The organism is Nocardia sp. NPDC052112 (assembly GCF_040680135.1).
In the GTDB taxonomy this organism is placed as follows: domain Bacteria; phylum Actinomycetota; class Actinomycetes; order Mycobacteriales; family Mycobacteriaceae; genus Nocardia.
On the sequence record NZ_JBFAWD010000008.1, the window covers coordinates 1 to 12227 of the forward strand.

Here is a 12227-nt window from a genome sequence, read left to right on the forward strand (position 1 = left end):
CGGTCCCATTCCGAACCCGGAAGCTAAGGCCACCAGCGCCGATGGTACTGCACTCGACAGGGTGTGGGAGAGTAGGACACCGCCGGAACATCCTTCACGATAGGGGACCCAAAGTTTGGGTCCCCTATCGTCGTTTTTGCACCTATATCTATGCCGTGTTCGGGCTCGACCACCGACACGTGATTGAATTCAGAGGTTCGACAACCTCTGGCGGAACCTAGAAAGGGGCCACCGTGTCGGAACAGAACGACGGCCGGAAGTCCTTCCGGCAGGGCGGTCCCGACCGCGATCGGGACAGTGCTTCCCGTGGCTTCTCCGACCGAGGTGATTCCGGCGAACGGCGCGGTTTCAAACGCAGCGGCGACTCGCCGCGGAGTGGTTCGAACGATCGCAGCTCCGGCGACCGCGGTGGTTTCAAGCGCACCGGGTCGGGCGACCGTGACTCCGGAAATCGCGGCAGCTACAGTCGCGGTGCCGACGATCGCGGTGGCTTCAACCGCGGCGGTGGACGTGGCGGTTCCGAGCGCGGCGACTCTGATCAGCGCGGTGATTCCGGTGATCGTGGCGGCTTCAGGCGCTCGGGCGATCGCGGTGGTTTCAAGCGCTCGGATGATTCGGCCGACCGAGGTGGTTCCGACCGCGGCGGCGCCGGCGAACGCCGCGGTTTCAGCCGCAGTGGCGATTCGGGCCGACGCGGTGATTCGGGCGAGCGGGGCGGTTTCAGCCGAGCTGGCTCCGGCGAGCGGGGCCGCTTCGATCGAGGCGATTCCGGTGAGCGTAGCGGCTTCAACCGCGCCGCTGATTCGCCTGAACGCCGCGGCTTCAAACGCGGTGGCGATTCCGGACAGCGCGGTGATTCCGGCGATCGAAGTGGCTTCGGCCGCGGCGGTTCCGGGGATCGTGGCGGTTCCGGTCGTGGTTCCGGCGACCGCGGTTACAGCCGCGGCGGTTCGGGTGAGCGTGGCGGTTTCAACCGTGGTGATTCGGGTGAGCGCGGTGGGTTCAGTCGTGGTGGCAGCGGTGAGCGCGGTGGTTTCAAGCGCGGTGGTGACTCGAGTCCTCGGGGCGACGCGAACGAAGCCAGCGGGTTCAAGCGACGCGAAGATGCCGGACAGCGCGGCGGTTTCAGCCGTGGTGGTGACTCCGGTGGTCGTGGGGATTCGGGTCAGCGCGGCGGCTGGAGCCGCGATGACGCGCAGGATCGTCGTCGTGGTGGCGAAGGCGCACGGGCCGGGGGCGGCTCGGCTGATAGACGTGCACCGCGTCCGGAAGAACCAGATCTGCCCGATGACGTCCAGGCCGCCGATCTCGAAACCGAAGTGCGCCGTGATCTGCTGAGTCTGGACAAGGGCAATGCCGAAACCGTAGCCCGGCATCTTGTGATGGCGGCTCGACTCATCGACGATGATCCGCGTCTCGCCCTGGCCCATGCTCGGGCGGCCCGCCAACGCGCCGGCCGCATCGCCGTTGTCCGCGAAACCGCTGGCGTCACCGCCTATCACGCGGGCGAATGGGCCGAAGCGCTTTCCGAATTGCGCACGGCCCGCCGGATGTCCGGCGGATCCGGCTTGCTCGCCGTCATGGCCGACTGCGAACGCGGCCTCGGCCGACCCGAACGCGCCATCGAACTGGGCCGTAGCGACGAGGCCCGTGCCCTGCGCGGTGACGAGGCGACCGAACTCCGCATCGTGGTCGCCGGCGCCCGCATGGACCTCGGCCAATACGACCAGGCCGTAGTCACCCTGCAAACCTCGGAACTCGACCCCTCCCGGACCGGCTCCGCCGCCGCCCGCCTCTTCTACGCATACGCCGACGCCCTGGTCGCCGCGGGACGCACCGCCGAGGGCCTCACCTGGTTCCTCAACGCCGCCTCCGCCGACTTGGATGGTGAAACCGACGCCGAGGAACGCGCCGAAGAACTCACCGGCGACACCGACCTGTAGGGCAGAGTCGCTGCCGGGGATCCTCGACGACGAGTTCGTCGACGGAACTGTGCGGCCACGATGACGGTTAGCGTGTCGGCCGACACGATGGGCTGTCACCGCTGCCGGTGCACGAGGAGGTTTTGCGGGCCACGTATTCGGAGTGGACTGGCGGCATACGGTCGGTCGACGCCGTCATTCTCCTGTCGGCGGGCTGGCGTAGGGTTCGGGAACGGCAAGGTGTCGGTCGGTGACATGGAGTGAGTGGTGTGAAGCGGCTACGAGAGCGGTATGAAGCCCTGCTGCTTGATCTGGACGGCACGCTGTATCGCGGGCCTGAGGTGATCGAGGGCGCGCCGGATGCGTTGGCGGATTCCGTTGTGGCGCAGCGGCTTGTGTATGTCACGAACAATGCGAGTCGTGGTCCGGATGTGGTTGCGCGGCATTTGGCCGAGCTCGGCTTCGCGGCGGAAACCGACGATGTCGTGACCAGTGCACAGGCGGCGGCACGTTTGCTGGCGGAGCGGCTGGATTCCGGGGCGACAGTGTTGATCGTCGGCACCGATGACCTGGCCAAAGAGGTCGAAGCGGTTGGGTTGCGTGCGATCCGGCGTTTCAACGGCGCCGCGCCCGATGCCGTCGTACAAGGACATTCACCCGAAACCGCCTGGCCGGATCTGGCCGAGGCGGCCTACGCACTGAGCGCCGACGCGCTGTGGGTGGCCGCCAATACCGATAAGACGCTGCCGAACGAACGCGGCCTCGCGCCCGGCAACGGCGCCATGGTCGCCGCACTGCGCGCCGCCTCCGGCCGAGAGCCGCTAGTGGCGGGCAAACCCTATGCGCCGCTATTGGAGGATGCCTTGGTGCGCGCCGGAACGCGCAGTGCGCTGGTGGTCGGCGATCGGCTGGACACCGATATCGAGGGCGCCAACCGCGTCGGTCTCGAATCGCTGCTGGTGCTGACCGGCGTCAGCACGCTCGACGAACTATGCGGCGCCCCGGCGGAGCTGATCCCGACCTATCTGTCGGAGTCATTGGGCGCACTGAATCATCCGCCGGTCGAGGACGAGGCAACCGACCTCGCTGACGACTTGGCGGAACGCTTACGGCGTAGCCCAGGGCGAGCCATAAGGGTGCGGGCGTCCGGTTCGGAAATCCGATAGCGTTGACCCCACGATGACTACTCCGATGTCACGCCCGAACGGACCCGGCCCCGGCTCGAACGGACCGCGCCCTGCGCCACCGCTGCCCGGACAGCATCTGCCGGGCGCACAGGGACGCCCGGAGCCTGCCGATCCCGCACGGATCCGCGCCGAGATCGACGGCCTGCTCGCCGAACTCGACGCGCGTCCCGCCTGGACCGGCCTGGCGGCGCCCCCGCCGACGGACTCCGATTCCGGCACCGATATCACCCGGCGCGCCCGCATCCTGGAGCAGGCACATGAGGTGCTCGTGCAGGCACTGGCCACGGTGGACAAGATCTGAGGTGGCCAGGCGCGCGCGGGTGGACGCCGAACTGGTTCGCCGCGGATTGGCGCGATCGCGTGAACACGCGGTCGAGCTGATCGGCGCGGGCCGCGTCCTGATTGCTGGAACGGTCGCCGTGAAGCCGGCGACGGCCGTCGAGGCGGGCACGCCGCTGGTCGTGCGCGAGGAGCCCGACGAGGTGTCGTGGGCCTCGCGCGGCGCGCACAAGCTGCTCGGCGCGCTCGAGGCATTCGAACCCCAGGGCTTGACGGTCGCGGGGAAGCGGTGCCTGGATGCCGGTGCGTCGACCGGCGGCTTCACCGATGTGCTGCTCGCAAAGCAGGCGCGTGAGGTCGTCGCCGTCGATGTCGGCTACGGCCAGCTGATCTGGCGGCTGCAGAACGACGACAGGGTGCGGGTTCTGGATCGCACCAATGTCCGTGCGATCACCCCGGAATCCATCGGCGGCACCGTCGAACTCGTCGTCGGTGACCTGTCGTTCATTTCGCTGCATCTGGTGCTGCCGGCACTCGTGGCGTGTGCCGCACCGGGCGCCGACCTGTTGCCTATGGTCAAGCCCCAGTTCGAGGTGGGCAAGGAGCGGGTAGGCTCCGGCGGTGTGGTGCGGGATCCCGTATTGCGCGCGGAAGTAGTGCGCGATGTCGCGGCGGCCGCCGCCGAATTGGGCTTGCGCACCATCGGGGTGGTGGCCAGCCCGCTACCCGGCCCGTCGGGCAATGTCGAATACTTTGTGTGGCTGCGTAAGGACGGGCAGTTCGAGTACGACGGCGAGCAGGTCGCGGCGCTCGTCGAACGTGCGGTTGAGGAGGGTCCACAGTGAACGCGCTGACGCCGGCCGAATCCAGAGAGATTCTGTTGGTTTCGCATCCGGGCCGGGCGGAGATCATCGAAACCGCCCATCGTGTCGCGAAGATTTTCGCGGACGCGGGCATCGGGCTGCGCGTGCTCGCGGATGAGGCGGACAGCACCCGATTCGATTGTGAGCCGGATACCCGGGGCGGGACGGCCGTCGCGGAACCGGGCGGATATCCGGCGCGTGTGGTCGAGCATTGCCCGGACGCCGCGGTCGGCTGCGAGATGGTGCTCTCGCTCGGCGGTGACGGCACCTTCCTGCGCGCGGCCGAATTGGCCAGGCCCGCGGGTGTGCCGGTGCTCGGAATCAACCTGGGCCGGATCGGATTTCTCACCGAGGCCGAGGCCGAACATCTCGATGAGGCATTGGCCAGCGTGGTCCGCGGCGACTACCGCCTCGAGCATCGGATGACCATCGATGTGACCGTCCGGGTGGACGACGAGATCGTCGAAACCGGTTGGGCGCTCAATGAAGCCAGCATCGAGAACGCCTCGCGCATGGGTGTGCTTGAGGTGGTCCTGGAGGTCGACGGGCGTCCGGTTTCGCAATTCGGCTGTGACGGCATCCTTATCTCCACCCCGACCGGATCGACCGCCTACGCTTTCTCCGCGGGCGGACCGGTGGTATGGCCGGAACTCGAAGCGCTGCTGGTGATTCCGAGCAATGCGCACGCCCTGTTCGCGCGGCCGCTGGTGACCAGTCCGGAGTCCAGGATCGCGGTCGAATCCGTTGCGGCGGGTCACGATGCGATAGTTTTCCTGGATGGCAGGCGCACCCTGGCGTTGCCGAAGGGCGGTCGGCTCGAGGCGGTTCGCGGCGCCGAGCCGGTGCGGTGGGTGCGGTTGGATTCCGCACCGTTCGCCGACCGGATGGTGCGCAAATTCCAATTGCCCGTGACAGGCTGGCGTGGCCGACGGCGAACGGAGAGCACACGTGCTGACAGAGATCAGGATTGACGGACTTGGCGTCATATCTACCGCCACTGCGCAGTTCCACGAGGGTCTGACGGTTCTGACCGGTGAGACCGGCGCCGGTAAGACCATGGTGGTGACCAGCTTGCACCTGCTCAGCGGGGCGCGCGCCGATGCGGGCCGCGTCCGGTTGGGTGCGGCACGTGCCGTGGTCGAGGGCCGGTTCACTGTCGATGAGGTGAATACGACCGCGCAGAAGCAGGTGCAGGAAGTCCTGGAATCGGCTGCGGCCGAACGCGATGACGACGGCAGCATCATCGCGATCCGTACCGTCGGCAGTGACGGACGCTCGCGCGCGCACCTCGGTGGGCGCGGCGTACCGGCCTCTGTCCTCGCCGATTTCACCGCGCCATTGCTGACTGTGCACGGTCAGAACGACCAGTTGCGGCTGCAGCGTCCGGAGCAGCAGTTGTCCGCGCTCGATCAGTTCGCCGCCGATGCGGTCGGGCCGCTGTTGCGCAAGTACCAGGCGCAGCGGCGATCCTGGCTCGATGCCCGCACTGAGCTGCTAGAACGTACCGCACACAGTAGGGAACTCGCGCTCGAGGCCGACCGGCTGAAGCATTCGCTGTCCGAAATCGTTGCCATCGCACCGGAACCCGGCGAGGATCTGCGCATCGTCGACGAGGTGCGCAGGCTCAGCGATCTGGATTCGCTGCGCGAGGCTGCGGCGATCGCGCACGATGCCCTGGCCGGTCCCGCCGATTCGCCCGAAGACGGTTCGGGTGCACTGGAATTGCTCGGCGCTGCGCGGGCTCGCGTCGAATCGGCCCACGATCCGGCACTGACCGCGCTCGGGCCTCGGCTCGGTGAGGCCATCGCGGTGGTCGTCGATCTCACCACCGAACTCAGCGGCTATCTCTCGGATTTGCCTTCGGATCCAGGTGCTTTGGATTCGCTGCTCAACCGGCAGGCCGAATTGAAATCGCTGACCCGTAAATACGCACCGGATATCGATGGGGTGATCGCGTGGGCCGATGAGGCGCGCACGCGTCTCGGCTCGCTCGATGTTTCCGAAGAGGCGTTGGCCGCGCTGGCGGCGGAGGTGGATATCGCCGCGGAACGCGTTCGTGAGGCGGCACGCAAATTGACTGCGGCGCGCACGAAGTCGGCGGGCAAGCTGGCCTCGGCGGTGAGCGTCGAACTCGGTGGGCTCGCGATGGGTAAGGCGAAGCTCGAGGTCGTGGTGCGGCCGATGCCCGCGAGCCCGCAGGATGCCGCGCCGCTGACCGTGGACGGGCAGGAATTGCATGCGGGTTCGACCGGCGTCGACGAGGTGGAATTCCGGCTGTCCGCGCATTCCGGCGCGCAGTCGTTGCCGTTGAGCAAGAGCGCTTCCGGTGGTGAGCTGTCGCGGGTAATGCTGGCCCTGGAAGTGGTGCTCGCCAGTTCGGATCACGGTGCGACCATGGTGTTCGACGAAGTCGATGCCGGTGTCGGTGGCCGGGCCGCGGTCGAGATCGGCCGTCGGCTCGCCCGGCTCGCTCGCACCCATCAGGTGATCGTGGTGACCCACCTGCCGCAGGTCGCGGCCTTCGCCGACACCCATCTGGTGGTGGACAAGTCCGATGACGGCAAGGGCAAGGTCAACAGCGGCGTTCGGGCATTGACCAAGGACGAGCGCGTCATCGAATTGGCTCGCATGCTGGCCGGTCTCGATGACACCGAAACCGGCCGAGCTCACGCCGAGGAACTTCTCGAAACCGCCCGCGCCGAACGCACTCTCGCCTGACGGTTCAGCGCAGGGCTTTTTGGGCGCCCTTGAGGAACTGGTTGATGAGGTTCTTGAGGCCGAGTTCCACGACCTTGGCCGGGACGGGAAGGCTGGGCTCGGATTCCATCGTGTAGGAGACCCGGGTGCCGTTATCGGCGTCGGTGAAGGTGATGGTGCCGACGTGCCGCTTCACCGGGGCACCCTTGATGATCTTGTATTCCATCAGCTCGCCGGGAACCAGCTTGGTGGTCTCCTCGACGATGCCGACACCGGCTTTGCCGATGAAATACTGCGCACCGACGCCGTTCGGGGTGGGCGAGCCGGGGGTCTTCAGGGTGAAGTCGACCGGGATGTACGGGTTGATGCCGTCCCGCTCGGTGAAGAACTTATAGACGACATCGCGCGGTGCCGCGATCACGGTGTCGACGGTGCTGCTGACCATGGTGACTCCTCTTTCGAGATATCTGTGACCCGCAGCATACGGGTACTGGTTGACGTGCTTTCAGCGCGACGTGGTGTTCGTGGTATCACAGTGACGAATGTGATTGGTGATACGGCGCGCCTCCACCAATGGTTGAGGGTTAGCGGCCAGTATCTGGCCATGAAGATGTTGGCGTTGTTGTCGAAGAACACCGAAGCGCGACCTGGACGGACCGGGGTAGCTCGGGTCGACCGCAACACCAGGCGTCTGCTGAAGCGGGTCGGGCCCGGTGATGTCGTGATACTCGATGAGATGGATCTGGATCGGCTCACCGCCGATCGGTTGGTCGAGGCCGGTGTGGCCGCGGTGGTGAATACCTCGCCATCGATTTCGGGCCGCTACCCCAATCTGGGGCCGGAAGTATTGGTCGCCAACGGAGTTCTGCTGCTGGACACCGTGAGTTCGGATGCTTTCCGAATCAAGGACGGCACCAAGGTCCGCATCGATGAGGGCGTCGTCTATGCCGACAAGCTGGTCAAGAAGGAGCCCGAGGTCCTGGTCACGGGCATCGAGTTGACCGAATCCGATATCGCCGAGCGGATGATCGAGGCGCGCAACGGCCTCGCCGATCATCTGGAGGCCTTCGCGGGCAACACGATCGAGTTCATCCGCACCGAGAGCGCGCTGCTCATCGACGGTATCGGGGTGCCGGACCTCGACCTGGACATGAAGAATCGGCATGTGGTCGTGGTCGCCGATGGCCCGGACCATGCGGACGATCTCAAGCGACTGAAGCCGTTCATCAAGGAGTACGCCCCGATCATGGTCGGCGTCGGCCGTGGCGCGGATACTTTGATGAAGCAGGGCTACCGCCCCGATCTGATCGTCGGCGACCCGGATGAGATCACCACCGCCGCCTTGAAATCCGGCGCCGAGATGATCCTGCCCGCCGATACCGACGGCCATGCCAAGGGGTTGGAGCGCATCCAGGATATCGGCATCGGCGCGACGACCTTTCCGTCGTCCGGCGCACCTTCCGATCTGGCTCTGTTGCTGGCCCACCACCACGGCGCAGCGCTCATCGTGACCGCAGGTGCCGCCGCCTCGCTGGACGATTTCTTCGACCGTGGCCGCCGCGAGAGCAATCCGGCGACCTTCCTCACTCGACTGAAAATCGGCACCAAACTCATGGATGCCAAGGCCGTCGCCACGCTCTACCGAAACCGGGTGTCCGGCACCGCTATCGCGATGGTCGTGCTCGCCGCCCTCGTCGCGGTGATCGTGGCCATGCTCGCCTCGAATATGGGGACCGAGGCGCTGGATTGGGCCAGCGATACCTGGCACCGATTCGAGCTGTGGGCCCAGGGCCTAGCTGCCGGAGGGAACCGATGATTTCGATTCGGCAGCACGCGGTTTCGATCGTCGCGATCTTCCTGGCCCTCGCCCTCGGCGTGGTGCTCGGGTCCCAGACCGTGGCGGCGGACCTGCTGACCGGATTGCGCGCGGATAAAACGGATCTGCGCAAACAGCTCGATGTGGCCACCGATCAGAACCGGCGGTTCGGCGACGAAATGAATGCCGCGGACCGGTTCATCGCCGGATCGGCGGGGCGGATCCTCGGCGGCACACTCACCGACCGCGGCGTAGTGGTCTTCACGACCCCTGACGCCGAACCCGCCGATGTCGAGGCCGTCGCGAAGGATCTGGAGATCTCCGGCGCCATCGTGACCGGCCGGATCGCACTCACCGACGCCTTCCTCGACGCCGCCGAGGGCGATCGGATGCGCACCGCGGTCACCAATGTCATCCCCGCGGGCGCGCAGCTGCGCACCGGTCAGGTGGATCAGGGCAGTATGGCGGGCGATCTGCTGGGGCTGGTGCTGCTGCTCGATCCGGCGAGCGCGCAACCGCGCAGCACCCCGCAGGAGTTGAGCCTGGTGCTGGAGACGTTGCGCGGCGGCGGTTTCCTCGCCTACGGCGACACCCCGGCGCAGGCCGCGAATCTCGCCGTTGTCGTTACCGGCGATGGCGCGAAGTCCAACGAGAACAGCCAGGGTAGCAATATCGCTCGATTCGCCGGAGCCCTGCGCGGTCGCGGGGCGGGTACGGTGCTCGCGGGCCGATCCGGCGCCGCCGACAATCCGGGCCCGATCGCAATCATTCGTTCCGACGCCGCGCTGGCCACGGCCGTCACCACCGTCGACAATCTCGATCGCGATATCGGCCGCGTCACCACTGTGCTCGGCCTGAGTGAGCAGCTCAACGGCGGTGCGGGCCGATACGGAACCGGCAGCAAGGCGACCTCCCTCACACTCGTCGCGCTGCCCGCAAGCTGATTCGCCCGACCGGAGATGCCCCGTGCTGCGCACATGGCACGAGGGTCGGATCCGATCGATGGCAGCGACTGGGTGGCTAACGTGCGTGGCGGGTGATCAGACCAGCAATTCGTGTTACCGTGAAGACCCGTGGGTCATACACGGAATCAGGCGCGAACGGCCACGAAGCACATCTTCGTCAGCGGTGGTGTCGCCTCCTCATTGGGTAAGGGTCTTACCGCCTCCAGCCTCGGTCAGCTGCTGACCGCGCGCGGTCTGCGGGTGACCATGCAGAAACTCGACCCGTACTTGAACGTCGATCCGGGCACCATGAATCCGTTCCAGCACGGGGAAGTGTTCGTCACCGAGGACGGCGCCGAAACCGATCTCGATGTCGGCCACTACGAGCGGTTCCTCGATCGGGACCTGTCCCGGGATGCGAATGTGACTACCGGGCAAATCTATTCGTCGGTGATCGCCAAGGAGCGTCGCGGCGAATACCTCGGTGACACGGTGCAGGTCATCCCGCATATCACCGACGAGATCAAGAGCCGCATCCTGGCGATGCAGGATCCGGATCTGCAGGGGCAGGTGCCCGATGTGGTGATCACCGAAATCGGCGGTACCGTCGGCGATATCGAATCGCAGCCTTTCCTCGAGGCCGCCCGCCAGATCCGCCATGATGTGGGCCGGGACAATGTGTTCTTCCTACACGTATCGCTGGTGCCCTACCTCGCGCCATCGGGTGAGCTCAAGACCAAGCCGACCCAGCATTCGGTGGCCGCGCTGCGCAATATCGGTATCCAGCCCGACGCACTGATCCTGCGTTGCGATCGCGAAGTCCCGCAGGCGCTCAAGAGCAAGATCGCGCTGATGTGCGACGTCGATGTGGATGCGTGCATCTCCACGCCGGACGCGCCGTCGATCTACGACATTCCCAAGGTGCTGCATCGTGAGGGCCTGGACGCCTATGTGGTGCGCAGGCTCGGGCTGCCGTTCCGGGATGTGGACTGGACGGTGTGGGGCGATCTGCTGGATCGGGTGCACCAGCCGCGGGAGACGGTCGAGGTCGCGCTGGTCGGCAAGTACGTCGATCTGCCCGATGCGTATCTGTCGGTGACCGAGGCGTTGCGTGCGGGCGGATTCGCCTCGCGGGCCAAGGTGAACATCCGCTGGGTGCAGTCCGATGATTGCGAGACCCCGGCGGGTGCGCAGGCCGCGCTGCGCGATGTGGATGCGGTCCTGATCCCGGGCGGGTTCGGTATCCGTGGCATCGAGGGCAAGGTCGGTGCCATCAAATATGCGCGGACCAGGGGGCTTCCGCTGCTCGGCTTGTGTCTGGGTCTGCAGTGTGTGGTCATCGAGGCCGCGCGTTCGGTCGGTCTGGCCGAGGCCAATTCGGCCGAATTCGAGCCGGACACACCGCATCCGGTGATCTCCACCATGGCTGATCAGAAGGAGATCGTGGCCGGTGCGGCCGATCTCGGTGGCACCATGCGCCTGGGCGCCTACCCGGCGACGCTGCAGAAGGGGTCCGTGGTCGCGCAGGCCTACGGCACCGACCATGTCTCCGAGCGGCACCGGCATCGCTACGAGGTGAACAACGCCTACCGCGACAAGATCGCCAGCAGCGGTTTGAAATTCAGCGGTACCTCGCCCGACGGGCATCTGGTCGAATTCGTCGAGTTGCCTGCGGATAAGCACCCGTTCTTCGTGGCCACCCAGGCGCATCCGGAACTCAAGAGTCGCCCGACCCGGCCGCATCCGCTGTTCGCGGCGCTCATCGCGGCGGCGCTGAAATATAAACTGGCCGAGCGGCTTCCGGTCGATATCCCGGATGAAGAGTTCGCGAACGCAGATCAGGCGTCGTAAATGAGTGAGAACGGGGGAGCCCGGCCGGGCAGCCACGATTTCGAGACAGTGGCGAGCAAGACCGTGTACAGCGGTGCCATCCTCGCCTTGCGGCTCGATCAGGTGGCGATGCCGGGCGGTCGCGTCGTCGAGCGCGAGGTGATCGAACATCATGCGGCGGTTGCGGTCGCGGCCATCGATGATGCCGACAATGTGGTGTTGATCAGGCAGTACCGGCATCCGATCGGGCGGCGGCTGCTGGAGTTGCCCGCCGGACTGCTCGATGTGCCCGGCGAAGATCCGCTGGCAGCGGCCAAACGCGAATTGGCCGAGGAGGCCGGACTGGCCGCCAGGGAATGGTCGGTGCTGGTGGATGTCGCGCTCTCGCCCGGATTCACCGATGAGGCGCTGCGGGTATATGCCGCGCGAGGTCTGTACGAAACCGATCGGCCCGAGCCGGAATTGGAGGAGGCGGACCTGGAATTGGTCCGCATGCCGGTGGACGAGGCCGTGCGGGCCGCACTGGCCGGTGAGATCGTCAATGCCACGGCCGTCGCCGGTGTGCTCGCGCTCGCGGCCGCCAGGGCGGGCGGGGCACAGTTGCGGCCTGCCGACGCGCCGTGGCCGGGGCAGCCCACCGCATTCCTGCGCCGCAAGGCGTCGCGGCAGTCCGAGGACTGACGGGTCGG

General features: G+C 66.5%; 10 protein-coding genes, 1 rRNA gene and 1 pseudogene. 11 read left to right on the forward strand and 1 reads right to left on the reverse strand.

The genetic code is table 11. The annotated features are described in order from the left end of the window. The 7 genes and pseudogenes from rrf to recN all read left to right on the forward strand — a co-directional run. Positions 1 to 88 (forward strand): 5S ribosomal RNA (gene rrf / locus AB0L58_RS17245); the annotation flags it as partial. 1162 nt (positions 89 to 1250) lie between these two features. Beyond that, a pseudogene (locus AB0L58_RS17250) lies at positions 1251 to 1943 on the forward strand (hypothetical protein); the annotation flags it as partial. 248 nt (positions 1944 to 2191) lie between these two features. After that, positions 2192 to 3088, forward strand: coding sequence for an HAD-IIA family hydrolase (locus tag AB0L58_RS17255; protein WP_364387619.1), 897 nt, complete (start codon positions 2192 to 2194; stop codon positions 3086 to 3088). Positions 3089 to 3101: 13 nt separating this feature from the next. Next, entirely contained in the window at positions 3102 to 3410 is a 309-nt protein-coding gene (locus AB0L58_RS17260) for a hypothetical protein (RefSeq protein WP_364387621.1), read from the forward strand. A 1-nt stretch (position 3411) separates the two neighbouring features. Next, positions 3412 to 4233: a TlyA family RNA methyltransferase gene (locus AB0L58_RS17265; RefSeq protein WP_364387624.1), complete on the forward strand. Its 822-nt coding sequence runs from the start codon at positions 3412 to 3414 to the stop codon at positions 4231 to 4233. Then, complete coding sequence (locus AB0L58_RS17270) at positions 4230 to 5222, forward strand: NAD kinase (protein ID WP_364387626.1); 993 nt, start codon at positions 4230 to 4232, stop codon at positions 5220 to 5222. The genes AB0L58_RS17265 and AB0L58_RS17270 overlap by 4 nt, the downstream gene beginning before the upstream one ends. Next, positions 5200 to 6969 carry a DNA repair protein RecN gene (gene recN / locus AB0L58_RS17275; RefSeq protein WP_364387628.1) on the forward strand — a complete coding sequence of 590 codons (1770 nt, stop codon included), beginning with the start codon at positions 5200 to 5202 and terminating at the stop codon, positions 6967 to 6969. The genes AB0L58_RS17270 and recN overlap by 23 nt, the downstream gene beginning before the upstream one ends. Before the next feature lie 4 nt (positions 6970 to 6973). On the opposite strand, the gene AB0L58_RS17280 is transcribed toward recN, so the two are convergent. Continuing rightward, entirely contained in the window at positions 6974 to 7393 is a 420-nt protein-coding gene (locus AB0L58_RS17280; RefSeq protein WP_364387630.1) for an SRPBCC family protein, read from the reverse strand. Between the two features lie 159 nt (positions 7394 to 7552). Between AB0L58_RS17280 and steA the strand changes: the two genes are divergently transcribed. The 4 genes from steA to AB0L58_RS17300 all read left to right on the forward strand — a co-directional run bounded on the left by steA (position 7553) and on the right by AB0L58_RS17300 (position 12219). Then, positions 7553 to 8764, forward strand: a complete 1212-nt coding sequence (steA, locus tag AB0L58_RS17285; protein WP_364387633.1) for a putative cytokinetic ring protein SteA — start codon at positions 7553 to 7555, stop codon at positions 8762 to 8764. After that, positions 8761 to 9708 carry a copper transporter gene (locus AB0L58_RS17290; RefSeq protein ID WP_364387635.1) on the forward strand — a complete coding sequence of 316 codons (948 nt, stop codon included), beginning with the start codon at positions 8761 to 8763 and terminating at the stop codon, positions 9706 to 9708. Before steA ends, AB0L58_RS17290 begins: the two co-directional genes overlap by 4 nt. 129 nt (positions 9709 to 9837) lie before the next feature. Then, positions 9838 to 11559, forward strand: coding sequence for a CTP synthase (locus tag AB0L58_RS17295; protein WP_364387637.1), 1722 nt, complete (start codon positions 9838 to 9840; stop codon positions 11557 to 11559). Then, the gene (locus tag AB0L58_RS17300) at positions 11560 to 12219 is read left to right on the forward strand and encodes an NUDIX hydrolase (RefSeq protein WP_364387639.1); all 660 of its coding nucleotides are present in this window, start codon (positions 11560 to 11562) and stop codon (positions 12217 to 12219) included. It begins immediately after the preceding gene. Positions 12220 to 12227 lie beyond the last annotated feature (8 nt).